24 protein-coding genes are annotated in these 24181 nt (G+C 72.3%); 15 read left to right on the forward strand and 9 right to left on the reverse strand.

All coding sequences use genetic code 11. The features are described 5' to 3' along the window. Positions 1–17: 17 nt before the first annotated feature. Positions 18–599: a 2-oxo-4-hydroxy-4-carboxy-5-ureidoimidazoline decarboxylase gene (locus ACZ51S_RS12115; protein ID WP_468475595.1), complete on the reverse strand. Its 582-nt coding sequence runs from the start codon at positions 597–599 to the stop codon at positions 18–20. A gap of 364 nt (positions 600–963) precedes the next feature. Between ACZ51S_RS12115 and ACZ51S_RS12120 the strand changes: the two genes are divergently transcribed. Both ACZ51S_RS12120 and ACZ51S_RS12125 read left to right on the forward strand, forming a co-directional pair. Beyond that, positions 964–1704: an RNA polymerase sigma factor gene (locus ACZ51S_RS12120; protein ID WP_468475596.1), complete on the forward strand. Its 741-nt coding sequence runs from the start codon at positions 964–966 to the stop codon at positions 1702–1704. Further along, entirely contained in the window at positions 1704–2711 is a 1008-nt protein-coding gene (locus ACZ51S_RS12125; protein WP_468960659.1) for a hypothetical protein, read from the forward strand. Before ACZ51S_RS12120 ends, ACZ51S_RS12125 begins: the two co-directional genes overlap by 1 nt. 240 nt (positions 2712–2951) lie before the next feature. On the opposite strand, the gene ACZ51S_RS12130 is transcribed toward ACZ51S_RS12125, so the two are convergent. Next, positions 2952–3830 (reverse strand): L,D-transpeptidase family protein, encoded by an 879-nt coding sequence (locus ACZ51S_RS12130; protein WP_468475454.1) that lies wholly within the window; start codon positions 3828–3830, stop codon positions 2952–2954. 392 nt (positions 3831–4222) lie between these two features. Between ACZ51S_RS12130 and ACZ51S_RS12135 the strand changes: the two genes are divergently transcribed. The 10 genes from ACZ51S_RS12135 to ACZ51S_RS12180 all read left to right on the forward strand — a co-directional run bounded on the left by ACZ51S_RS12135 (position 4223) and on the right by ACZ51S_RS12180 (position 15794). After that, entirely contained in the window at positions 4223–5806 is a 1584-nt protein-coding gene (locus tag ACZ51S_RS12135; protein ID WP_468475455.1) for an acyl-CoA mutase large subunit family protein, read from the forward strand. A gap of 45 nt (positions 5807–5851) precedes the next feature. Then, positions 5852–6502: a leucine efflux protein LeuE gene (gene leuE, locus ACZ51S_RS12140; RefSeq protein WP_468475456.1), complete on the forward strand. Its 651-nt coding sequence runs from the start codon at positions 5852–5854 to the stop codon at positions 6500–6502. 211 nt (positions 6503–6713) lie between these two features. Continuing rightward, complete coding sequence (locus ACZ51S_RS12145) at positions 6714–7958, forward strand: amidohydrolase (RefSeq protein ID WP_468475597.1); 1245 nt, start codon at positions 6714–6716, stop codon at positions 7956–7958. 229 nt (positions 7959–8187) lie between these two features. Beyond that, positions 8188–9249 (forward strand): BMP family lipoprotein, encoded by a 1062-nt coding sequence (locus tag ACZ51S_RS12150; RefSeq protein WP_388934551.1) that lies wholly within the window; start codon positions 8188–8190, stop codon positions 9247–9249. Between the two features lie 264 nt (positions 9250–9513). Beyond that, positions 9514–11172, forward strand: a complete 1659-nt coding sequence (locus ACZ51S_RS12155) for an ABC transporter ATP-binding protein (RefSeq protein ID WP_388935005.1) — start codon at positions 9514–9516, stop codon at positions 11170–11172. Continuing rightward, on the forward strand, positions 11169–12284 hold the full coding sequence (locus ACZ51S_RS12160; RefSeq protein WP_468170024.1) for an ABC transporter permease: 1116 nt from the start codon (positions 11169–11171) through the stop codon (positions 12282–12284). The genes ACZ51S_RS12155 and ACZ51S_RS12160 overlap by 4 nt, the downstream gene beginning before the upstream one ends. Beyond that, the gene (locus ACZ51S_RS12165) at positions 12281–13543 is read left to right on the forward strand and encodes an ABC transporter permease (RefSeq protein ID WP_468475457.1); all 1263 of its coding nucleotides are present in this window, start codon (positions 12281–12283) and stop codon (positions 13541–13543) included. Before ACZ51S_RS12160 ends, ACZ51S_RS12165 begins: the two co-directional genes overlap by 4 nt. Beyond that, a complete protein-coding gene (locus ACZ51S_RS12170; RefSeq protein WP_388934541.1) occupies positions 13540–13938 on the forward strand; it encodes a cytidine deaminase in 399 nt (132 codons plus the stop codon). Before ACZ51S_RS12165 ends, ACZ51S_RS12170 begins: the two co-directional genes overlap by 4 nt. 117 nt (positions 13939–14055) lie before the next feature. After that, positions 14056–15333 carry a thymidine phosphorylase gene (locus tag ACZ51S_RS12175; protein ID WP_468475458.1) on the forward strand — a complete coding sequence of 426 codons (1278 nt, stop codon included), beginning with the start codon at positions 14056–14058 and terminating at the stop codon, positions 15331–15333. 122 nt (positions 15334–15455) lie between these two features. Continuing rightward, entirely contained in the window at positions 15456–15794 is a 339-nt protein-coding gene (locus ACZ51S_RS12180; protein WP_468475459.1) for an STAS domain-containing protein, read from the forward strand. Here the strand turns inward: ACZ51S_RS12180 and ACZ51S_RS12185 are convergent. From ACZ51S_RS12185 to ACZ51S_RS12195, 3 genes are all read right to left on the reverse strand, one after another. Beyond that, a complete protein-coding gene (locus ACZ51S_RS12185; protein WP_468475460.1) occupies positions 15690–16691 on the reverse strand; it encodes a sigma-70 family RNA polymerase sigma factor in 1002 nt (333 codons plus the stop codon). The two genes, ACZ51S_RS12180 and ACZ51S_RS12185, sit on opposite strands and share 105 nt — an antisense overlap. Before the next feature lie 82 nt (positions 16692–16773). Then, entirely contained in the window at positions 16774–17481 is a 708-nt protein-coding gene (locus ACZ51S_RS12190) for a L,D-transpeptidase family protein (protein ID WP_388934530.1), read from the reverse strand. A gap of 196 nt (positions 17482–17677) precedes the next feature. After that, positions 17678–18988, reverse strand: coding sequence for an MFS transporter (locus tag ACZ51S_RS12195; protein WP_468803823.1), 1311 nt, complete (start codon positions 18986–18988; stop codon positions 17678–17680). Positions 18989–19086: 98 nt separating this feature from the next. Between ACZ51S_RS12195 and ACZ51S_RS12200 the strand changes: the two genes are divergently transcribed. Continuing rightward, positions 19087–20025, forward strand: a complete 939-nt coding sequence (locus ACZ51S_RS12200) for a LysR family transcriptional regulator (protein ID WP_388934525.1) — start codon at positions 19087–19089, stop codon at positions 20023–20025. On the opposite strand, the gene ACZ51S_RS12205 is transcribed toward ACZ51S_RS12200, so the two are convergent. Beyond that, the gene (locus tag ACZ51S_RS12205) at positions 19964–20176 is read right to left on the reverse strand and encodes a LuxR C-terminal-related transcriptional regulator (RefSeq protein ID WP_468960807.1); all 213 of its coding nucleotides are present in this window, start codon (positions 20174–20176) and stop codon (positions 19964–19966) included. The genes ACZ51S_RS12200 and ACZ51S_RS12205 overlap by 62 nt on opposite strands. On the opposite strand from ACZ51S_RS12205, the gene ACZ51S_RS12210 reads away from it, so the two are divergent. Beyond that, positions 20073–20396 (forward strand): hypothetical protein, encoded by a 324-nt coding sequence (locus ACZ51S_RS12210; RefSeq protein ID WP_468960820.1) that lies wholly within the window; start codon positions 20073–20075, stop codon positions 20394–20396. The two genes, ACZ51S_RS12205 and ACZ51S_RS12210, sit on opposite strands and share 104 nt — an antisense overlap. A 48-nt stretch (positions 20397–20444) precedes the next feature. On the opposite strand, the gene ACZ51S_RS12215 is transcribed toward ACZ51S_RS12210, so the two are convergent. The 3 genes from ACZ51S_RS12215 to ACZ51S_RS12225 form a co-directional block, all read right to left on the reverse strand. Beyond that, positions 20445–21485 carry a helix-turn-helix transcriptional regulator gene (locus tag ACZ51S_RS12215; RefSeq protein WP_468960663.1) on the reverse strand — a complete coding sequence of 347 codons (1041 nt, stop codon included), beginning with the start codon at positions 21483–21485 and terminating at the stop codon, positions 20445–20447. Positions 21486–21694: 209 nt separating this feature from the next. Next, positions 21695–22060 (reverse strand): cupin domain-containing protein, encoded by a 366-nt coding sequence (locus ACZ51S_RS12220; RefSeq protein WP_468475463.1) that lies wholly within the window; start codon positions 22058–22060, stop codon positions 21695–21697. Between the two features lie 52 nt (positions 22061–22112). After that, positions 22113–22832, reverse strand: coding sequence for an alpha/beta hydrolase (locus tag ACZ51S_RS12225; RefSeq protein WP_468475464.1), 720 nt, complete (start codon positions 22830–22832; stop codon positions 22113–22115). A 112-nt stretch (positions 22833–22944) separates the two neighbouring features. On the opposite strand from ACZ51S_RS12225, the gene ACZ51S_RS12230 reads away from it, so the two are divergent. Continuing rightward, positions 22945–24093, forward strand: coding sequence for an adenosine deaminase (locus ACZ51S_RS12230; protein WP_468475465.1), 1149 nt, complete (start codon positions 22945–22947; stop codon positions 24091–24093). Positions 24094–24181 lie beyond the last annotated feature (88 nt).

The following is a 24181-nucleotide window of genomic DNA, read 5'->3' on the forward strand; positions in this document are numbered from 1 at the left end:
AAACAGGCACGGACGGGCTACCCCGCAGGGGCAAATAGTCCGAAATCGGCAGCAGACAGGCCGTCGTCGGGGTCCGGTCGGTGCGCTCCGGCGAGTCGGTCCAGCAGACGGACCATCCGGGAGCGGGCGAGCAGGCGCAGTTCGTCGGCGGCGATCGAGCGCTCCTCGTCGATCTCGTGAGCCATCCTCCGGCGGATCGCGGCCAGCAGCTGGTCCACCTGTTCCTCCGGCGGGTGCCCGTCCAGGCAGATCACGAAGGCGTGCCCGAAGGTCCGCTCGTACTCCGCCCGCGCCGCGTCGAGGGCGAGGAGCGCGGCGTACGGGGCTCCCTGGCCCAGCTCCGCCGAGGACTCCAGGGCCAGCGCCTCGGAGAGGTCGCCCTGGGAGAGGTCGTACGCGGCCTCGTCCGCGCCCGCCAGCAGGGAGGCGGTGTCGGGGTAGGGGCGGTGGGCGGCCACCCGGTGGGCCCAGCGCCCGCTGCCGCAGCAGCGCAGCAGGACCGCGCGGGCGGTCTCGGGGGGCAGGGCGTTGAAGCGCGCCAGTCCGGCGCCGGGGGCGGAGGCCGGACCGCGGACCTGTGCCGGAAGCTGGCTGGACAGCGGTTCTCCTCGGGGCGTGGCGCGGGTGTGCCGCCACGCTAGCGATCTCGGAGGGGCGGTGCCCTGCCCATACGGGGATTTCACCCGGAAGTGAGCCGAAAGGATGAGGCGGGGAGGTTTGCCCCGGCTGGAGAGGGGAGGACGACCGGGGCCGCCACCCCCCACAGGAGAGGCCCCGGTCGCCATCCGTCACGGACTCGTGCGACAAGCCCGTATCCATGTCAGCGTATGGAGTGCGTTTTCTGTCACACCCCGCTCCGCGCAGGCTTGGTCGCTGGTTGTAGAACTCGTGGACGAGAGTGCTTGAAAGCCGTAACGTGCGGATTTGCGCCACACGTACAGGACGTCGAACGGGTTGGGGACTTTGCTGGGGGACGACGCGGAGCTGACCGCCGCGGTGCTCGCGGCACAGGACGGCGACGAGAGCGCGTTCCGGACTGTGTACCGCGCCGTGCACCCGCGCCTGCTCGGATACGTACGCACGCTCGTCGGTGACGGCGATGCCGAGGACGTGACCTCCGAAGCCTGGCTGCAGATCGCCCGCGACCTCGGATCCTTCACCGGCGACGCCGACCGCTTCCGCGGCTGGGCCGCCCGGATCGCCCGCAACCGGGCCCTGGACCACATCCGCATGCGCGGCCGCCGCCCCGCCATCGGCGGCGACGAGACCGAGCTGACCGGCCGGGCCGCGGACTCCGACACGTACGGCGAGGCCATGGAAGCCCTGTCCACCGGGCGGACCATGAAGCTGATAGCCCAGCTCCCGCAGGACCAGGCGGAGGCCGTCGTCCTGCGGGTGGTCGTCGGCCTGGACGCGAAGAGCGCGGCGGAGACCCTCGGCAAGCGGCCCGGAGCCGTCCGTACGGCCGCCCACCGGGGGCTGAAGAAGCTCGCGGAACTGCTGGGCGCGGAGTCCGGCCCCGCCGGCGGGGCGGGCGGGACGGAAAACGAAGCGGAATCCCGCGCCCGGGTCGGCCATAATGCCGGGGACCAGGCACGGGAGCGCGATCTCGACGCGGTACCCGCACAGCGCGCGCGGGCGGCGGACCTGGTGGAGCAAACCGGTGTGACGCATTCACGTTGGCGGACGCAGAAGGACATGTGATGGCCGACGAGCACAACGCGTGGCTGGACCGGGCCGCGGCGGACGAACTGCTGCGCGGAGGAACCCCCGACCCGGTCGGCGCCGACCCCCGCGCCCGGGCGGAGGCCGCCCGGATGCGCGCCGCCCTCGACGCCCTGACGCCCCGGACCGCCGGCGGCGAGCTGCCCGGCGAGGAAGCCGCCCTGGCCGCCTTCCGCGCGGCCCGCGCCACGGGGCCCGCGACGGAGCCCGCCGGGACCCCCGCCCCGGCCCCCGGCGGCGCCGGCGAACCCCTGGTCGACCTGGCTCCGATACCCCCCGTACGCATCCCCGCGCAGCGGCGCCCCGCCACGGCCGCGCGGTTCGGGCTGGCGGCCGCACTGGCCGGCGTCGCCGTCGGCGGGATCGCGGCCGTCGCCGGAACCGGCCTGCTGGACCGTGCCGCGCACCTGACGGCGGGCCCCGCCCCGGCGGTCTCCGTCACCGCCGACTCGGACCCGGCGCCGGCCGGGGAGACCGCGGGCCCCAGCCCCCTCGCCCCGCAGCTGCGGCCGACCCCGTCCCCGGGCGGCGGCGGCTTCTCGTACGGCCCGGACGCCTCGCGGATGCCGGGCACGGACACGCGTACGCCCCCCGGCACCACCCCCGGCCCGTCGGCGCCGCCCGGCACGGCCGCCACGGGCGGCGGGGGCGCGGCGGGCACCGACGGCACCCCTGACAGGTTCATCGACAGCAGCGCCGGCGGCGCCGGCAGCGGCGGTGCCGGCGGCGGCCACAGCGGCACCGAAAAGCCCCGGCCCGAGGACCTGTGCCGGGAGAACAAGGCGAAGAACCTCAGCGACGACCGGCGCGAGTACCTCGCCAAGCTCGCGGGCGGGGCCGCGAAGGTCCAGCGCTTCTGCGCGACCCTGCTGGACGGAGCCCCACGGGGCGGCGGCGTCCCGCAGAGCGGTGCGGCCCAGGGCGGCGTTCCGCTGCCCTCGCCGTCCTCCCTGACGAGCGGCGGACTGGGCTTCCGCAGCCGCTGAAACGGTGGCCGCGACCGTCGGCTGAATCGTTTCCGCAGACCCTCCGGCCGGGGCAGTAACACTTTTCGAACCGCCGGCGCAGTACGTATCGAGCCGACTGGTCATCGGCCGCGCACGAGCCGGGGTTCCCCCCGTACCCCTGGGCTCGGCGCACCCGGCGCGGGCGGGGCACGTTCCCCCGGCCCTGCCCGCGCCCCCTCTCCTCACGACCGCCACCGGCCCCCGGACCACCGGCCCCGGTCACCAGTAGACGACGACCTTGTCGCCCACCTTCACCTGGTCGAACAGCTCCGACAGCTTCTTCTTGTCCCGGACGTTCACACAGCCGTGCGAGGCGCCGTCATAGCCGCGGGCCGCGAAGTCGGACGAGTAGTGCACCGCCTGGCCCTGGCTGAAGAACATCGAGTACGGCATCGACGTGTGGTAGATCGTCGACGTCCACTGCTTCGCCTTCCACTCCACCTGGAACAGGCCCTCGCGGGTCGGCGTGTTCTCCGAGCCGAAGCGCACGTCCATCGTGGAGACGACCTTGCCGTCGATCATCCAGGCCAGGGTGCGGCTCTCCTTGCTGATGCACATCACCCGCCCCTGCATGCAGCGCGGATCCGGGGCGTCCACCTCGTTGGTGGTCGGCGGGCGCAGCTCCTGCTCCGTCGGCTTCTTGCTGAGGCCCTGCACCTTCTGCCAGGTGGCCTCGTCCACCGACCCGGTCGCGGGCAGCCCGTGCTGCGACTGGAAGGCCTTGACCGCGGCGGTCGTCTTCGAACCGTAGAAGCCGGTGGGCGCCGTCGACACCAGCTTCAGCTGGCGAAGCCGCGCCTGGAGTTCCCGGACCTGCTCGCTCTCGTCGCCGTTGGCCATGAGCGCCTTGGGGCCGGGGGCGGCCGAGGACGACGGCGACGGTGAGGACGAGGACGACGGGGACTGGGAGGGCGACGCGGAGGGCGAGGACTCGCCCGGCTTGTCGTCCTGCTTGGACGGGGAGGCCGTGGGGGACGCCGCCGGTGAGGAGGGGGCGGCCGGACCGGCACCGGCGCCCTGGGGAGCGCACGCGGTCGCGGCGAGCGCGACGGCGGCGGCCAGGCCGAGCGTACGGACGATGGCTCTCTGTCGCTGCATGGTGGGGTCCCCCGGATTCAACGTCGTGTATCAGGGTGACGCCTCGACGGCACGGAAAGTTGCACCCCGCCGCGCGGTGTCGCCAAGACGGCTCCGGTCCCACCCGGACAGCGGCGCCGACGAGGCCCCGGACGGCGGCCGGCAGGTGCCCCGGACCTGCCGCCCGGCGGCTCCCCGGCTCTCCCGTGCCGGCATGGCGCCCAGGCGGGGGCCCGGACCCGCTCCCTCTCCGCCGGACCCCCGCACCACACTCGAACGAGTGGCGGCGCGCGCCGTCCGGGCGGCCGGGAGGACGGCCGTCAGGCGCGTCAGCCGCCTCCCGCCCGCCCCCGCGAGGTAGGCAGGGACCCCACCGGTCCCATCCGGGACAGGACCCCCACGGAGGCACGTCGATGGCACGAACCGAGAGCGGAATCCCCCTCGAACCCGTCTACGGCCCGGCCGACCTCACGGGCTGGGACCCCCGGGTCCGGCTCGGCAGCCCCGGGGAGTACCCCTACACCCGCGGCATCCACCCCACGATGTACACCGCACGGCCCTGGACCATGCGCCAGTACGCCGGGTTCGGCACGGCCGCCGAATCCAACGCCCGCTACCGGGCGCTCATCGAGGGCGGCGGGACCGGCCTCTCCGTGGCCTTCGACCTGCCCACCCAGATGGGGCACGACTCCGACGCCCCCCTCGCGCACGGGGAGGTCGGCAAGGTCGGCGTCGCCGTCGACTCGGTCGAGGACATGCGGATGCTCCTCGACGGCATCCCCCTCGACCGGGTGTCGACCTCGATGACCATCAACGCCCCCGCCGCCCTGCTGCTCCTGATGTACCAGCTGGTCGCGGAGGAACAGGGCATCCCGGGCGGGCGGCTGACGGGCACCGTCCAGAACGACGTCCTGAAGGAGTACATCGCCCGCGGGACGTACATCTTTCCGCCCGGCCCCTCCCTGCGGCTGACGGCCGACGTCTTCGGCTACTGCCGCGAGGAGATGCCCAGGTGGAACACCATCTCCGTCTCCGGCTACCACATGGCCGAAGCCGGGGCATCGCCCGTGCAGGAGATCGCCTTCACCCTCGCCGACGCGATCGCGTACGTCCGTACCGCGCTCGGCGCCGGGATGGCGGTCGACGAGTTCGCGCCCAGGTTGTCCTTCTTCTTCGTCGCCCGCACCACCCTCCTGGAGGAGGTGGCGAAATTCCGGGCCGCGCGGCGGATCTGGGCCCGGGTGATGCGCGAGGAGTTCGGGGCCCGCGACCCGAAGTCCCTGATGCTGCGCTTCCACACCCAGACGGCAGGGGTGCAGCTGACGGCGCAGCAGCCCGAGCTGAACCTCGTACGCGTGGGCGTGCAGGCGCTGGCCGCCGTGCTGGGCGGCACCCAGTCCCTGCACACCAACTCCTTCGACGAGGCCATCGCGCTGCCGACGGAGAAGGCGGCCCGCCTCGCGCTGCGCACCCAGCAGGTGCTGGCGTACGAGACGGACGTGCCGCTGACGGTCGATCCCTTCGCCGGGTCGTACGCGGTGGAGCGGATGACGGACGAGGTGGAGGCGGCCGCGCTCGCCCTGATGCGGCGGATCGAGGACCTGGGCGGGGCGGTCGCGGCGATCGAGGCGGGCTTCCAGAAGGAGGAGATCGAGGCCAACGCCTACCGCATCGCGCGCGAGCAGGAGAGCGGCGAGCGGATCGTGGTCGGCGTCAACCGCTTCGCGCTGGAGCGGGAGGAGCGGTACGAGCCGCTGCGGGTGGACCCGGCGATCGAGGCCCGGCAGTGCGCCGCTCTGGAGCGGCTCAGGGCGACGCGGGACGGACGGGCGGTGGGGCGGACGCTGGCCGCACTGCGGGAGGCGGCGGCCGGCACGCGGGAGAACGTACTGCCCCCGATGAGGGAGGCCCTGCGGGCGCGGGCCACGGTGGGGGAGGTGTGCGGGGTGCTGCGGGAAGTCTGGGGGAGCTACGAACCGTCCGGTCCCACCCACTGAAATCGACTGGCGAGACAGGTGCGTCCTCATGGGACACTCCTGCCCATGCTGGGTGTGACTGATCTTCCTACGTATCTCGCCGCCGTCGTGCTGATCGTGCTGCTGCCGGGGCCGAACTCGCTCTACGTGCTCTCCGTCGCCTCCCGGCGCGGGGTCAAGGAGGGGTACAAGGCCGCCTGCGGGGTGTTCAGCGGGGACACCGTGCTCATGGTGCTCGCGGCGGTCGGGGCGGGCGCGCTGCTCCAGGCCAGCCCGGTGCTGTTCACCGTGGTCAAGGTCCTCGGCGCCGGCTACCTCGGCTGGCTGGCCGTCGGCATGCTGCGCGCCGCCCGGGGCATGTGGCGCAGCCGCGGGGTCCGGGACGAGGAGCCGGCCGGGCAGGAGACGGCCGCCGGCACGGCCGAGCGGCCCTACCGGCGGGCGCTGCTGGTGAGCCTGCTCAACCCGAAGGCGATCCTCTTCCTGCTCTCCTTCTTCGTGCAGTTCGTCGACCCCGGGTACGCCTACCCGGCGCTGTCGTTCCTGCTGCTCGGGGCGGTCTCGCAGCTGATCAGCTTCCTCTACCTGTCCACCCTGATATTCGCCGGCACCCGGCTGTCCACCGCGTTCCGCCGCCGCAAGCGGCTGTCGGCCGGCGCGACCTCGGCGGCGGGCGTGGTCTTCCTCGGTTTCGCCGCGAAGCTCGCCGTCAGCTGATCACCCCGCCGGGGGCCGGGGCCGTGCGAGCGGCCGCTTCCGCCCCCGGCACGGGGCGCCGCGGCGGCCGGATGAGCGCATGAGTTTACCCCCGGCCGCGACCGGTCATGCCTCCAGAGGTCCTTTTCTTTCCCCTAAGGGCATGAACTTTTGGTGATCTCCGGACAGTTGACCCATCCGTGCGCCTACCCTTCAACGGGTGAACCAGTTGATGTCCCGCGAGCCCCAGACCGCCCTGCCCGGCAAGCCTGCCCGGCCCGAGCTGCCCGGCAAGCTGCCGGACCGGCTCCGTGCCGAACTGATCGCTTTCCGCCGGGACCTGCACATGCACCCCGAGCTAGGACACCAGGAGTTCCGTACCACCGCGGCGATCAAGGCCCGGCTGGAGGAGGCCGGCCTGCGACCACGCGTCCTGCAGTCCGGTACCGGGCTCATCTGTGACGTCGGCACCTGGGACGGGGAACGGCCGATGCTGGCCCTGCGCGCGGACATCGACGCCCTGCCCATCCCGGACGCCAAGACGCACGTCCCGTACCGCTCCACCTACCCGGACCGCGCCCACGCCTGCGGCCACGACGTCCACACCGCCGTCGTCCTCGGCGCCGGCCTGGTCCTCGCCGAGCTCGACCGCCAGGGCCTGCTGCCCCGCCCGGTGCGGCTGCTGTTCCAGCCGGCCGAGGAGGTGCTGCCGGGCGGCGCGACCGAGGCCATCGAGTCCGGGGTGCTGGACGGCGTCGGCAGGATCATCGCGGTGCACTGCGACCCCCGGGTCGACGCCGGCATGATCGGCCTGCGGCCCGGCCCCATCACCTCGGCCTGCGACCGCCTGGAGGTGACCCTGGCCGGCCCGGGCGGCCACACCGCCCGCCCGCACCTGACCACCGACATGGTGACGGCCGCCGCGCGGGTCGCCGTCGACGTCCCGGCCCTGCTGGCCCGCCGGATGGACGCCCGCTCGGGCATGTCCGTGACCTGGGGCCGGATCGAGTCCGGGCACGCCTGCAACGTCATCCCGATGCACGCCGAGCTGTCCGGCACGGTCCGCTGCCTGGACCTCAACGCCTGGTACGAGGCCCCGGACATGATCCACGCGGCGATCGACGAGGTCGCCACCATGCACGGGGCCAAGTTCGAGATCAACCACGTGCGCGGGGTGCCCCCGGTGGTCAACGACCCGGTGGTCACCGAGCTGCTCCGGGAGGCCATGGGCGCCCGGTGCGGCCCGGAGTCGGTCGAGGACACCGAGCAGAGCCTCGGCGGCGAGGACTTCTCCTGGTACCTGGAGCACGTCCCCGGCGCCATGGCCCGCCTCGGCGTCCGCCGACCCGGCGACACCGCCAAGCGGGACCTGCACCGGGGCGACTTCGACGTCGACGAGTCCGCGATCGGCTACGGCGTGGAGTTCTTCACGGCCGCCGCGCTCCTCGACGGACGCCGCGGCAGGCCCGTCGGCTGAAAATCGCGAAAAGCTCTGTACAGCACCGGCGGGCCGGCCGTCGGAGGCGTCCAGCCCTTGGTACACAAGGGCCGGACGCCCGTCCCGTTACCGATCGGTCACTGTCCGGTTCGCGTCGATCCGATAACGACTCATGAACGGGCCTTTAACTGACATCTACGCGCGTTACGATCGCCGCGAAACCAGCGCCGGTCGTGGCGCTTCGGTCAGGTTTTGAAGGAGCCTCCCCTTGCGCCGGATCACCAGGATCGCCACCGTGGGCCTCGCGTCCGCGGCGCTGGCCCTCTCGGCCACCGCCTGTGGCGGAAAGAAGTCCTCGGACAGCCCGTCTGCCGACGGCAGCGCCTCCTCCTCCGCGGGCGCGGCCATCGCGTACGACATCGGCGGCCGTGGCGACCAGTCGTTCAACGACGCCGCCTACGCGGGCCTCGAGAAGGCCGAGAAGGACCTGAAGGTCAAGGGCGCCGAGGCGGAGCCCACCGAGGGCGAGAGCGAGGCCGACAAGGTCCAGCGCCTCACCGAGCTGGCCCGCAAGGGCAACAACCCGGTCATCGGCGTCGGCTTCGCCTACGCGCCGGCCATCAAGAAGGTCGCGGCGAAGTTCCCGAACACCACGTTCGGCATCATCGACGACACCTCGGTGACCGAGAAGAACATCGCCAACCTGGTCTTCAACGAGGAGCAGGGCTCCTACCTGGCCGGCGTGGCCGCCGCCAAGGCGTCGAAGAGCGGCACGGTCGGCTTCATCGGCGGTGTCGAGGTTCCGCTGATCAAGAAGTTCGAGGCGGGCTTCGCCCAGGGCGTCAAGGACACCAACCCCAACGCGAAGGTACTGACCAAGTACCTCTCCCAGCCGCCGGACTTCGGTGGCTTCGCCAAGCCCGACCTGGGCAAGGCCGCGGCCAAGGGTCAGATCGACGGCGGCGCCGACGTGATCTACGCCGCCGCCGGCCTCGCCGGCTCGGGCGCCATCGAGGCCGCCGCGACCTCCGGCAAGTGGGCCATCGGTGTCGACTCCGACCAGTACAACCAGGCCGGTCTGTCGAAGTACAAGGACAAGATCCTGACCTCGGTCACCAAGGACGTCTCCGACGCGGTCTACAACCTGATCAAGTCGGTCAAGGACGGCAGCCCGCAGTCCGGTGAGGTCCGCTACGGCCTGGACAAGGACGGCGTCGGCCTGGCCGACTCCAACCCCGAGTACAAGAACATGGCCGACCTGATCGCCGCGGTGGACAAGGCGAAGGCCGACATCATCGCGAAGAAGATCACCGTCAAGACCACGCCGTAACGGCCCGTCTGACGTCCCGTCGCGGTCACCGGGGTCCGGGAAGCGGTCTCAACCGCTCCCGGACCCCGCACCGCGTCTCCCCCCTGAGTCGGTGACCACTTGTGGCCAGTTGGCCGCAAGTTTTCACTTCCGACAGTGCTACGCGCGTAGAGGCATGGTGGACGCGATACCGTCCGACTCCCGCCCACCCGCCCGGCCGATCTCCGCCCTGTCCCCCTGCCCACTCGGCTTTTCCAGCTCCTTCCGCGCCAAGGAGAGTGCGTCATCAACGCGTCCAGCCCCCCTCTCGCCGTAGAACTGCACGGCATCACCAAGCGTTTCCCCGGCGTCGTCGCCAACAAGGACATCGCCATCTCCGTCCGCAAGGGCACGGTCCACGCCCTCATCGGTGAGAACGGTGCCGGCAAGTCGACCCTGATGAAGATCCTCTACGGCATGCAGAAGCCGGACGAGGGCACCATCGCCATCGACGGGGAGCAGGTCTCCTTCAACAACCCCGGCGAGGCCATCGCCCGCGGCATCGGCATGGTGCACCAGCACTTCATGCTGGCCGACAACCTCACCGTCCTGGAGAACGTCGTCCTCGGCGGCGAGAAGCTCTACGGCATCGGCGCCAAGGCCCGCAAGAAGATCAAGGAGATCTCGGACGCGTACGGCCTCGGCGTGCGCCCCGACGCCCTGGTCGAGGACCTCGGCGTGGCCGACCGCCAGCGCGTGGAGATCCTCAAGGTCCTCTACCGCGGTGCCAAGACCCTCATCCTCGACGAGCCGACCGCCGTGCTCGTGCCGCAGGAAGTGGACGCGCTCTTCGACAACCTGCGCGAGCTCAAGGCGGAGGGCCTGACGGTCATCTTCATCTCGCACAAGCTGGGCGAGGTCCTGAAGGTCGCCGACGACATCACCGTCATCCGCCGCGGCACCACGGTCGGCACCGCCGACCCGAAGACCGCCACGACCAAGCAGCTCGCCGAGCTGATGGTCGGCAGCGAGCTGCCCTCGCCGGAGACCCGCGAGTCCACGGTGACCACGACGCCCATGCTGAAGGTCGACGGCCTGACCGTCGCCGACGCGGGTGTGGTCATCGCCCCCGAGACCTCCACGAGCGCCCTCGGCGACTCCGACACCGGTATCCGCGAGACCCCGGTGGCCGGCCGCCTGCTGCTCGACGGGATCAGCTTCACGATCCACAAGGGCGAGGTCCTCGGCATCGCCGGTGTCGAGGGCAACGGCCAGACGGAGCTGATCGAGGCCCTCATGGGCATGATCACCCCCGACGCGGGCGTCATCACCCTCGACGGCGACGACATCACCAAGACCCCGGTGCGCAAGCGCCGCGAGGGCGGCATCGGCTACATCCCCGAGGACCGCCACCGCCACGGCCTGCTGCTGGAGTCCCCGCTCTGGGAGAACCGCATCCTCGGCCACGTCACCGAGGCGCCCAACTCCCGGCGCGGCATCCTCGACCCGAAGGCCGCCCGCAAGGACACCGAGCGGATCGTGCGCGAGTACGACGTCCGCACCCCGGGCATCGACGTCACCGCGGCCTCGCTCTCCGGCGGCAACCAGCAGAAGCTGATCGTCGGCCGCGAGATGAGCCACAACCCCAAGTTCCTCATCGCCGCCCACCCCACGCGCGGTGTGGACGTCGGCGCGCAGGCGCAGATCTGGGACGCGATCCGCGAGGCCCGCCGCGAGGGCCTCGCCGTGCTGCTGATCTCCGCCGACCTGGACGAGCTGATCGGCCTGTCCGACACGCTCCGCGTCATCTACCGCGGCCGCCTGGTCGCGGACGCCGACCCGGCGACGATCACCCCCGAGGAGCTCGGCACCGCCATGACGGGCGCCGCCACCGGGCACCTGGAAGCCACTGACGACCACTCCGCCGAGGTCGACGGCGACACGACGGAGGACGAGGCCCGATGAAGAAATTCGACAAGGACCGGCTGCTTCTCGGCTTCGCCGGACCCGCGCTGGCACTGGTCAGCGCCTTCGTACTCAGCATGATCGTGCTGGCCGCTTCGGGCGTGGACCCGATCGAGCCGCTGCGCATCATGATCGAACAGTCCGGCTACGAGGACGTCCAGGTCCTCATCCTTAACCAGGCCGGCACGTACTACCTGGCAGCCCTGGCCGTCGCCATCGGCTTCCGGATGAACCTCTTCAACATCGGTGTGGACGGCCAGTACCGCCTCGCCGCGATGGTCAGCGCCCTGGTCGGCGCGGCGGTCACGCTGCCCGGCCCGCTGCACATCCTGGTGATCGTGCTCGTCGCGATGCTCGTCGGCGCCTTCTGGTCCGGCATCGCGGGCGTCCTCAAGGCCAAGCGCGGCGTGAGCGAGGTCGTCTCGACGATCATGCTCAACGCCATCGCGACCTCGCTGATCGCCTGGCTGATCCTCCCCAAGAACCTCGGCGTGCAGCCGGTCGGCTCCAACGACCTGACCACCGGTGACATCCCGGAGTCCGGCTGGTTCCCGGGCGTGGAGCTCAGCGACGGCCTGGAGATCTACGGCTTCACCTTCATCGCCTTCGCGCTGGGCGTCGTCTACTGGTTCGTGCTCAACCGCACCCGCTTCGGCTTCGACCTGCGCGCCACCGGCGCCAGTGAGTCCGCCGCCCAGGCCTCCGGTGTGGACGCCAAGAAGATGATCATGACCTCGATGCTCATCTCGGGCGCCGTCGCCGGTCTGGTCAGCATGCCGCTGCTGCTGGGCGAGTCCCACACGTACAACCTGTCCTTCCCGGCGGGCATCGGCTTCACCGGCATCACCATCGCGCTGCTCGGCCGCAACAACCCGGTCGGCATCTTCTTCGCCGCGCTGCTGATCGCCTTCATCGACAAGGCCTCGGCCGGCCTCGACACGGCCGGCTTCGCCAAGGAAATCGGCACGATCATGAAGGGCCTGATCGTGGTCGCCGTGGTCGTCAGCTACGAGCTCGTCCGCCGCTACGGCATCCGCCGTCAGCAGCAGAAGGTCGGCGAGGAGCTGGCCGCAGGCCACGCCATCAAGACCGAGAAGGAGGTCGCGGCGTGAGCGCCAGCACCGTTTCCACGACGAAAGCCGCGCCCAAGCCGGGCGGCCGCCGCAAACTCACCCTGCCCTGGATCCTGCTGATCATCGCGGGTGGCCTCGCGCTGGTCTCGCTGGTCCGGGTCATCTCCGGCGCGAACGACCTGACCTCCGTCGGCCAGGTCTCCGGGGCCCTCCAGCTCGCCGTGCCGATCGGCCTCGCGGGCCTCGGCGGCCTGTGGGCCGAGCGGGCCGGCGTGGTCAACATCGGCCTCGAGGGCATGATGATCCTCGGCACCTGGTTCGGTGCCTGGGCCGGCTACCAGTGGGGTCCCTGGTCGGGCGTCCTGATGGGCATCGTCGGCGGCGCCATCGGCGGCCTGCTGCACGCGATCATCACCGTCACCTTCAACGTCAACCACATCGTCTCCGGTGTGGCGGTTACCATCCTGGCGACGGGCTTCACCCAGTACCTGTCGAACTTCACTTTCGACAAGGCCGCGGGCGGCTCCTCCAAGCAGTCCCCGCGCATCGAGTCCATCACCGAGATCACCGTCCCGGGACTCTCCAGCGGGCTGGACGGCCTCCAGGCCAAGCACTGGTTCCTGGTCTCGGACGTCGCGGGCGTCCTCGGCGGCCTGGTCACCCACCTGTCGCTGCTGACCATCGTCGCCGTGCTGCTGATCCCCGCCACCTGGTGGGTGCTGTGGCGCACCGCCTTCGGCCTGCGCCTGCGCTCCTGCGGTGAGAACCCGGTCGCGGCGGAGTCCCTCGGCGTCAACGTCTACAAGTACAAGTACATCGCCGTGATCGTCTCCGGCGGCCTGGCGGGCCTCGGCGGCGCGTTCCTCGCGATCGTCTCCACCGGCATCTACCAGGAGGGCCAGACCGGCGGCCGCGGTTACATCGGTCTCGCCGCGATGATCTTCGGTAACTGGATGCCGGGCGGCATGGCGCTGGGTGCGGGCCTCTTCGGCTTCACCGACAGCCTCAAGCTGCGCGGCGGCGCCGAGAACGTCCACGCGATGCTGCTGCTGATCGCCATCCTGCTGGTGCTCGCCCTCGGCTGGCAGCTGTACAAGAAGAAGTACCTCCAGGCCGGTATCGCCGCCGTCTGCGCCGCCGGGCTCTTCGCCTGGTACGCGGCCACCGACCAGGTGCCCAGCCAGTTCGTGGATGCCGCCCCGTACGTGACGACGCTGCTGGTGCTCGCGCTGTCGGCGCAGCGCCTGCGGATGCCGAAGGCGGACGGCATGCCGTACCGCAAGGGCCAGGGCAAGTGACCCCGGACCAGGCGGTGGACTGGGAGGCCCTGCGGACGGCCGCCCGGGCCGCGATGACCCGGGCGTACGCCCCCTACTCGGGCTTCCCGGTCGGGGTCGCCGCCCTGGTGGACGACGGCCGGGTGGTCACCGGCTGCAACGTGGAAAACGCCAGCTACGGCCTCGGCCTGTGCGCCGAATGCGGTCTGGTCTCCTCCCTCCAGGCCACCGGCGGCGGCCGGCTCACCCACTTCACGTGCGTGGACGGCAAGGGCGAGATCCTCGTGCCCTGCGGCCGCTGCCGCCAGCTGCTCTACGAGTTCGGCGGCCCGGAGCTGCTGGTGGAGACACCGGACGGCATCCTGCCGCTGAGCGCGATGCTGCCGCAGGCCTTCGGGCCCGACCACCTGAGATAGCCGCACCGACGGCCCTCCGCCCTGCCGGGCGGAGGGCCGTCGCCGCTCTCGCCCCCTCCTCGAGAACTCCTTGAACCTCCCTCCCTCATCTCTATGCGCGTAGAAGGAAGTCACCTCATGGACGTCATCTCCGTCATCCGGACCAAGCGGGACCGCGGTGAGCTGAGCCCCGAGCAGATCGACTGGGTCATCGACGCGTACACCCGCGGGGTCGTCGCGGACGAGCAGATGTCGGCGCTCGCGATGGCCATCCTGCTCAACGGCATGAACCGGGCCGAGATCGCCCGCTGGACCGCCGCGATGATCGCCTCGGGCGAGCGGATGAACTTCGACTCCCTCTCCCGCCCGACCGCCGACAAGCACTCCACCGGCGGCGTCGGCGACAAGATCACCCTCCCGCTGGCCCCGCTCGTCGCCGCCTGCGGCGCGGCCGTGCCGCAGCTCTCGGGCCGGGGCCTCGGCCACACCGGCGGCACCCTGGACAAGCTGGAGTCGATCCCCGGCTGGCGGGCCCTGCTCTCCAACGAGGAGATGCTGCACGTCCTCGACACCACCGGCGCCGTCATCTGCGCCGCGGGCGACGGCCTGGCCCCGGCGGACAAGAAGCTCTACGCCCTGCGCGACGTCACGGGCACGGTCGAGGCCATCCCGCTGATCGCCTCCTCGATCATGTCGAAGAAGATCGCCGAGGGCACGGGCTCGCTCGTCCTCGACGTGAAGGTCGGCTCCGGCGCCTTCATGAAGAACATCGAGGACGCCCGCGAACTGGCCTCCACCATGGTGGCCCTGGGCACCGACAGCGGCGTCAGGACGATCGCCCTGCTCACCGACATGTCCACCCCGCTCGGCCTCACCGCGGGCAACGCCCTGGAGGTCCGCGAGTCCGTCGAGGTCCTCGCCGGCGGCGGCCCGGCCGACGTGGTCGAGCTGACCATCGCCCTGGCCAAGGAGATGCTGGACGCGGCGGGCATCAAGGACGCCGACCCCGCGAAGGCCCTCGCCGACGGCTCCGCCATGGACGTGTGGCGCCGGATGATCTCCGCCCAGGGCGGCGACCCGGACGCGGCCCTCCCGGTGGCCCGCGAGCAGCACGTGGTCACCGCTTCCGCCTCGGGCGTGCTGACCCGCCTCGACGCGTACGCGGTCGGCGTCGGCGCCTGGCGCCTGGGCGCGGGCCGCGCCCGCAAGGAGGACCCGGTCCAGGCGGGCGCGGGCATCGAGCTGCACGCGAAGCCGGGCGACACCGTCACCGCCGGCCAGCCGCTGATGACCCTGCACACGGACACCCCGGAGAAGTTCGAGTACGCCCTGGCCTCCCTGGAGGGCTGCCACGACATCGCCCCGGCCGGCACGGCGTACTCCGCCACGCCCATCGTCCTGGACCGCATCGCCTAGCCCGGCCGGGGGTGGGCCCAGGGCGCCGCCGCGCGGGCGGCTCCCCGGCCCACCCCCGCCCGTTTCCCGGGCCGCGTGCGCGGCCGCCGATGAGTCCGGGGGCCGGTGACGGTCATCCACCCGTGGAGATCAGAACCCTGGCCCTGGACGAAGGGCCCCATCCGGACGTCCCCGCGCTCTGCGCACGCCTCGGCGAGCTGTGCCGGGACGGCCCGGGCCGGCCGGTGACCTGCGACGTGCGCGCCGTCACGGCCCCCACCCTCGCCACCGTCGACGCGCTCGCGCGCCTGGCGCTCGCCGCCCGCCGCCACGGGACCCCCCTCCGGCTCACCGGGGCGGGGCCGGCCCTGCTGGCCCTACTGCGCCTCGTGGGTCTCGTCGAGCTGCTCGGGCAGGCCGAACAGGGGGAACCAGCGGGCGGTGTCCAGGAAGGCGTTGAGGCCGACGATCCGGCCGTCTGATATCTCCAGCACCTGGAGCGCCCACGGCACGTGCCCGGGCAGGCCGTCCTCGCGGGGGCGGTACTGGCCGAAGGCCGGCAGGCCGTTCGCCGTCGTCGGGACCAGGCGCGAGCCCTTGCAGCCGATGCCCTGGTTGAGGTGCCACGCGGCGATGTCCTCGTGGCCCCGCAGCCACAGGTCGTAGGGCGGCATCGACAGCACCGCGTCCTCGTGCAGCAGCGCGGTGAGCCGCGTGATGTCGTACGCCTCGAAGGCGGACAGGTACTGCTCCAGCAGCTTCGCCTGCTCCGCGTCCAGCGGGTCCGCCGGATCACCCGGGCGCAGCGCCTGCCCCGCGAGGGTCGCCCGCGCCCGCTGGAGCGCGCTGTTCACCGCCGCCACCGAGGTCTCCAGCAGCTCGGCGACCTCGTCCGCCTTCCAGGCCAGAACCTCCCGCAGGATCAGCACGGCCCGCTGCTTCGCCGGGAGGTGCTGGAGGGCCGCGACGAAGGCCAGCCGGACGGACTCCTTGGCCAGGGCCATCTCCGCCGGGTCGGCGGTCTGCGGCAGTACCCGCCCGTCGGGCACCGGCTCCAGCCAGGTCACCTCGGGCCGCTCGCTGAGCACGGCGGAGGCCTGGTGCTGCGGGGCGGACAGGTCCATCGGCCGCGCCCGCCTGTTCCCCGCCTTCAGCAGGTCGAGGCAGACGTTCGTGGCGATCCGGTACAGCCACGACCGCAGCGAGGAACGCCCCTCGAACTTCTCGTACGCCCGCCAGGCGCGGACGTACGTGTCCTGCACCGCGTCCTCGGCGTCGAAGGACGACCCGAGCATCCGGTAGCAGTAGCCGGTCAGCTCGACGCGGTAGCGGTCCATCGCCGCGTCGAGTTCCGTTGACGAGGTCGCGAGGTCACTCATGGCTGCCGTCCCCCAGGTGGTTTCCGTCCCTTCGGAAACTACCCGAGGGGTCCGACAACGGCAGCCCGAGCGGTGGGGAAGGTCAGGTCCCGGGCTTGCGGCCGTACACGTAGACGTCCTCGCCGTTGCCCAGCATGTTCCAGTACGCCTTGGCGTCGGTCGTCGTCATGTTCACGCAGCCCCCGGAGCCCGGCGGGTTCCACATGCTCTTGGTGACCGAGTGGAAGGCGATCCCCCCGTCGAAGAACTGCGAGTACGGCATCGCGACGTTGTAGATCGTCGACCAGTGGTTGATGCTCCGGTAGTAGATCTTCTTCAGGCCGGTCCGCGTCGGCGTCTCCGCCTTGCCGGTGCGCACCGGCACCGGGCCGTACTTCAGCGTGGCCCCGTCCTGGATCCAGCTGAGCTGGCGGGTCAGGTCGACGCACGCGATCCGCCCCAGGTTGGTGGGGCACTTGCGGTCGGCGTTCGGGTTGGTGCCGGCCGCCCGCTGCGCCAGCATCGTGCTCATCGTCTGCCAGGTCAGCGGCCCGGCGTACCCCATGGTCGGGGTGATCCCGTGGGTGGCCTGGAAGGACTGTATGGCCGTGCAGTCGGCCGCCGACTGCACCCCGTCCACCGGCCGCCCCAGGAACTGTTCGACCTGCCGCTGGTAGGGCCCGGTGGTCACGTTGCAGGCGGCGGCCTGCGCCGTACCGCCCCCCAGGACCACCAGGGGCGCCGCCAGTGCCAGAGCCCCGCCGAACACCACCGCAGCCCGCCGCCGCGCGCGCACGCGTATCGCCGCCATCCGGTCCTCCCCTGCCGCGCCCGCACCGTGGGGGCGCCAATGCCCTCCACGCTAGAGCGAGTTGCGCACGCCGCACAGACTTTGAACGGACTTGGCCGGTGCGGGCCGCAGACGGAGCGCCGGGCGACCGTTTCCGAGGCCCCGCAGCGCACCCCGAGCCGCCCGCCAGGGCCCCGGAGAGGACCCCCCGCGAGCCTCAGCGGGCCGCCGCGGCCCGCCCGCCCGGGGCGAGCGGCCGCCGCCGCTCGGCGCGGGCCGCGTGGGACCCGTACAGGGTGATCGCGACGACGCCCAGCACCGCGAGCAGCGCGATGCCCACGGTGGCCGCCCACCCCGAGGCGTGGTACGCCAGCGCGCCCAGGGTGCCGCCCGCGCTGGAGCCGAGGTAGTACGCGGACTGGTAGAGCGCCGAGGCCTGCGCCCGGCCCGTCCTCGCCGTGCGGCTCACCGCCGCGGAGGCCACCGCGTGCCCCGCGAAGAAGCCGGCCGTGATCAGCACCAGCCCCGGCAGGACCAGCAGGAGCGAGTCCCCGAGCGACAGCAGCAGCCCCAGGGCCGTCGTGGTCACCGCCAGGTACAGCGCCCCGCGCCGGCCCGCCCGGGCCACCAGCTGCCCGGCCGCCGCCGAGGAGGCCGTACCCACCAGGTAGACCAGGAAGACCGACCCGACCACGCCCTGCCCCAGCGAGAACGGCGCCTCCACCAGGCGGTACCCGATGACGGTGTACACGGCGCCGAAGACGGTCATGAACAGCGCGCCGATCCCGTACAGCCGCAGCAGCAGCGGATCGCGCAGGTGACCGGCGACGGTACGCCCCACCGCGCGCGGGTTCAGCGACGCCGGCCGGAAGAACCGCGCCCGGGGCAGCAGCACCAGGAAGGCCACCGCGCAGGCCAGCGCCATCACGCCGACGGCCAGCAGCCCGCCGCGCCAGCCCCACAGCTGCGCGCCCCAGCCGGTGACGATCCGGCCGCTCATGCCGCCGATGGAGTTGCCCGCCACGAACAGGCCGATCGCACCGACCAGTGCCTTCGGCCGGACCTCCTCCGCCAGGTACGCCATCGCGGAGGCGGGGATGCCGGCGATGGCCGCGCCCTGCACCGCGCGGAGCGCCACCAGCCACTCCAGGCTCGGCGCGAACGGCACCAGCAGGCCGATGCCGACGGCCACCACCATCGAGCAGGTCATCATCCGGGTCCGGCCGAACCGCTCGGACAGCGCGCTGAGCGGCAGGACGAACAGGGCGAGCGCGCCGGTGGCCGCGGAGACCGTCCAGCTGGCCCGGCCGGCCGTCACGCCGAAACCGGCGGAGAGCGCGGGCAACAGGGCCTGGGTGGAGTAGAGGAGGGCGAAGGTCGCGAGGCCCGCGGCGAAGAGCGCGAGGCTCATCCGGCGGTAGCCGGGACGGCCGGGGGAGCGGGGCTCGACCAGGGGTGCCGGCGGCGAAGGGAACGACGGGGTGGAGGCACCCGGGATGACGGGTGCCCCGGTATGAGCGGGAGGCATACGTCGAAGGTAGGTGTCCCTTTTTCATGCGTCCAATGCACGAATCCGGGATAATCGATCCACTCACGCATCAGCACAGCTCACGGCTTCGGATATCAATGAACCGTTACGAAGAAGACATGTCCGTGACACAACAGCTGGCCCCCCGGCTCGCTCAGTTCGTCGCGGTCGCCCGGCACGAGCACGTCACGCGCGCCGCCCACGAGCTGGGCGTACCGCAGTCCACCCTGTCCCGGGCCATGGTCCGCCTCGAACAGGACCTGGGGGTCTCGCTGTTCGCCCGAAAGGGCCGTACCGTCGCCCTCACCACGGCCGGCCGCACCTTCCTCGCCTCCGCCGAACAGGCCCTCGACGGGATTGCCCGCGCCGCCGGATCCGTCCAGCACGACGCCGACCCGTCCTCCGGCAAGGTCGCGTTCGGCTTCCTGCACACCCTGGGCCCCGAGACCGTACCCGGTCTGATCCGCGCCTTCCGGGCCGACCACCCGCGCGTACGGTTCTCCCTCGTCCAGAACTACGGCGAGGCCATGCTGGAGAAGCTCCGCGCAGGGGAACTCGACCTCTGCCTGACCTCGCCGGTGCCCGACGCCCCCGACCTGGTGGCCCGCCGCCTCGACGAGCAGCGGCTGCGCCTGGTGGTCCCGGACGACCACCGCCTCGCGGTGCGCAAGCGGATCCGGCTGGCCGAGGCCGCGGAGGAAACCTTCGTCACCCTGGAGGCCGGCTACGGCCTGCGCCGGATCACCGACGACCTGTGCGCGGAGGCCGGGTTCACGCCCCGGGTCGCCTTCGAGGGCGAGGAGGCCGAGACCCTGCGCGGCCTGGTCGCGGCGGGCCTCGGAGTCGCCCTGCTGCCCCCGCCGGCGGTGCCCCGGCCGGGGGTGGTGGAGCTGACGGTGACGGCGCCGCGCGCGGTGCGCGAGATCGGCGTGGCCTGGCTGGACGGCCACCCGGACACCCCACCGGTGGCCGCGTTCAAGCGCTTCCTGCTTTCCCGCAGGGGCCGCCTGATCCCGGAACTGGAGGCCCAGGGTTAGCCGGTGGCCGCCGGGCGCGGAGCAAGTAGTCCGCCTGGAAGCGGGACTTGGCGCCGATCGCGCGCATGATCTCCGCGATGTGGCGCTGGCAGGTGCGTTCCGACATGCCCAGGCGGCGCGCGATCACCTTGTCCTCCAGCCCCTCCGACAGCAGCAGGACGATCGTCTGCCGCAGTTCCTCCGAGACCGCCCGGGACGCCTCCGGGCACGCCCTCTTCACGCGCCGCTCGCGCGGCTCGGCGCCGGGGCGCCTCCCCGGCTTCGCGGCGCTGCGCCGGACTCCGTCCGCCGACCCGCCGGGCCGGGCCTGGCGGGGCCGCGGTCCGGTTGCCGCTGTCGGGCCGCGCGGCATCCTGTTCTCCCTGGGCTGACCGTCGAGCCCGGCCCCGCCGGGTTCTTCCAGGCAGGCCGCATCGCCGTCACCGGACCGGTCCGTCGGGCCCCCGGGCCTCGGCCCGGCCGGCCGGTGGCCGCCGGGCGCGGAGCAAGTAGCCCGCCTGGAAGCGGGACTTGGCGCCGATCGCGCGCATGATCTCCGCGATGTGGCGCTGGCAGGTGCGTTCCGACATGCCCAGGCGGCGCGCGATCACCTTGTCCTCCAGCCCCTCCGACAGCAGCAGGACGATCGTCTGCCGCAGTTCCTCCGAGAGCGCCCGGGACGCCTCAGGGCTCACCGTCGTGGGGAACGGCCGCGCGCCCGGCCAGGACCGTTCGAACGCCGCCGTCATGAAGTGCACGACGCCGGGTTCCCGCACCACCAGCGCCGCGCCCTGACGGTCCGGCACCGCCATCACCCCGGTGTGCGCGTCGAAGACCAGCATCCGCATCAGCCCGTCGCCGAGCGTGCGCACCTGCGCCCCGAGCGCCGTGACCCGCTCGACGTACGCGGCCGTGGGGCGTGAGTAGCGTGCCGTGTGGTGGTACAGCGTCCGCATCCGGACCCCGCGCGCCAGCAGCGACTCGTCCCGGCCCACCGCCTCCTCCAGGGTCTCCTGCGGCCGGCCCCCGCCCGGCTGGGAGGTCAGCAGTTCCCGCTCGCACCCCGCCGCCAGCTCGGTGATCAGCCCGCGCACCGCGCCCAGGTCGGTCACCAGCTCCAGCCGGCCCGACCCGCTCAGGTCCCGGTGCGCGGCCCCCGCCTCGTACGCGGGCACCAGCGCCTCCAGCCGCCCGCGCAGCCGGTCCATCTCGTCGTGGGTCTCGCGTACGAGCAGCGCCAGCGGAGCCAGTGCCCGGGCCGCCGCCGCGCGGGGCGCCACCGCGCTCCACCGTTCCGGCCCGTCGCCCGGGGCCCGCTGGAGCAGGTGCGCCGCGGCGAGTTCCGTGACCGCCGCCCCGGCGCGGGCTCCCAGGGCGGCGGTGGCCTCGGCGGCGGTGAAGGCCTGCCGCTCGACGGCGTACGCGTACAGGCGCCGTGCCGCGGGGCTCAGGTCCTGGGGGTCTTCGGCATCGGCTGGCATATGCACATTCGTCCCGGCCTGTGCCCGTTCGTAAACCCCTCGGGTTCCCGCAAGGCGGCAAGCCGACGCCCGGACGCGGGCTTCCGGCATATGCCGAACCGGCACAGTGGTCCCACGACGCGAGGCCGCGCCGCGGGGCCATCCGACCGAGAGGGGACGGAACGGCCGGCCCCGACCGCCGGCGCGGCCCGTGGCCCGGCCCGGTCCGGTCAGGCCGGCTTCGCGTAGTTCCCGAAGCCCGTCCAGTCCAGGACCATGCACGGTTCGTCGCCGACCACCCATGCGTCGTGGCCGGGTGCGAGCTGCATGAAGTCCCCGGGGCCGTACTCGGTGCCCTCGCCGTCGTCCATCACGACCTGCATGCGGCCGCTGACGACGTACCCCGTGTGCGCCGACTGGCAGCTGTCCGTGCCCGCCAGCGGCTTGATGTGTTCCGACCACTTCCAGCCCGGCTCGAAGACCGCGCGCCCGACGGCGCCGCCGTCCGTCATGAGCACGTCCAGCCTGCCCTTGCCATCGGTGAACGGGCGCGTCTCGTCCGCGCTGTCGAAGCTCTTGCGTACCATCCCGGTCATGGCGGATCGCCTCCAGGAGAGAGCCACCCCGAGTCCACTCCCCACTCTACGCTCAGCCCCGCAGGGACCGCCCGAAGCCGGAGGCCAGCGGCATCCGCAGGCCCAGCGGCGGGGGCGCCGACAGCGCGTCCACGACCGGGCGGGAGTACCGGCCGGAGAACACGGCGCCCAGTACGAAGTCCACCGCCAGCGCCACCACTTCCGACCGGTGCTCGCGCAGGCCGTGCCCGTCCGAGTGCACCTCGAACCGGCAGGTAGAACGATTCGCCTTCTTCGCCCGCGCCGCCAGCCGGAACGAGGATTCCGGGTCGCTTCGCGCGTCGTTCGTGCCGTGCACGATCAGCACCTGCCGGCCCGCGAGCTGTTTCACCGGTTCAGGGGTGTCCGCGTCCTCGCCCTCCGGTAAGCAAGGGGCCAGGGCCACCACCGCGTTGACGGCCGAGTGCCCGGCCGCCCGCAGTGCCGCCCGGCCGCCCGCGCCGAAGCCGGCCAGGCACACCGGTACGTCCCCGTACAGCCGGACCACCTCGTCCGCCGCCCACCCGGCGGCTTCCTCCCGGGGCGCGTCCCCGTGCACCACGGTGTGCGCCACCAGCCCCTGCGCCCCGCCCGCCCGGACCAGCGCCCGCGCGAGCGGACGTACCGGACCGGAGGGGAATCTGGACGCTCCCGGAAGCAGGAGCACCACACCACTGACCGTCGAGACCGAGCCGTTCGCGCCGGCCGCCCGCCCCAGGCGGGCCCCGCGCGCCGGCGGCGCATGCTGTGCCATGGCGGAACAGTCTCAGACCGGCGGGTGTACGCGACCCGTCCGTACGGTCTCTGTTACATATCGACCCCGCTGCCGACGCGCTGCTCTACGCGCGTAGGAGTAGAGTGCCGGGATGACGAGCGAGACCCCCAACCTGCCCACCCCGGACCAGATCCGCCGCTCCCCGAAGGTGCTCCTGCACGACCACCTCGACGGTGGACTGCGCCCCGGCACCATCATCGAGCTGGCCGCCGAGGCCGGTTACGACAAGCTGCCCGAGACGGACGCCGACAAGCTGGGCGTCTGGTTCCGTGACGCCGCGGACTCCGGCTCCCTCCCGCGCTACCTGGAGACGTTCGCGCACACCTGCGCCGTCATGCAGACGAAGGAGGCCCTCTTCCGGGTCGCCGCCGAGTGCGCCGAGGACCTCGCCGAGGACGGCGTCGTGTACGCGGAGATCCGCTACGCCCCCGAGCAGCACCTCGAAGCCGGCCTGACCCTCGAAGAGGTCGTCGAGGCCGTGAACGACGGCTTCCGCGAGGGCGAGCGCCGCGCCAAGGCCAACGGCCACCGCATCCGCGTCGGCGCCCTGCTGACCGCCATGCGCCACGCGGCCCGCGCGCTGGAGATCGCCGAGCTGGCCAACCGCTACCGTGACAACGGCGTGGCCGGCTTCGACATCGCCGGCGCCGAGGCCGGGTTCCCCCCCACCCGCCACCTCGACGCCTTCGAGTACCTCAAGCGCGAGAACAACCACTTCACCATCCACGCGGGCGAGGCCTTCGGCCTCCCGTCGATCTGGCAGGCCCTGCAGTGGTGCGGCGCCGACCGCCTCGGCCACGGCGTGAAGATCATCGACGACATCGAGGTCGCCGAGGACGGCTCGGTCACGCTGGGCCGCCTGGCCTCGTACGTCCGGGACAAGCGCATCCCCCTGGAGATGTGCCCCACCTCGAACCTGCAGACCGGGGCGGCCGTCTCGTACGCGGAGCACCCGATCGGCCTGCTGCGCAAGCTCCACTTCCGGCTGACGGTCAACACCGACAACCGCCTGATGAGCGGCACCAGCATGAGCCGCGAGTTCGAGCACCTGGTCGACACCTTCGGCTACTCGCTCGACGACATGCAGTGGTTCACCGTCAATGCGATGAAGTCCGCGTTCATTCCTTTCGATGAACGACTGGCCATGATCAACGACGTGATCAAGCCGGGCTACGCGGAGCTGAAGTCCGAATGGCTGTTCCGGCAGACCGCTTCCACCAGCGGAACCGTCTCGGCCTAGGCCACGGCCTGACCCACGGAAAGCGTCCGGGAATCGCAATTCCCGGACGCTTTCTCGTATTTAAGGATGTTTGCGGGAGCGGGTTTGA

The sequence above is a fragment of the Streptomyces sp. NPDC034043 genome, assembly GCF_055575675.1.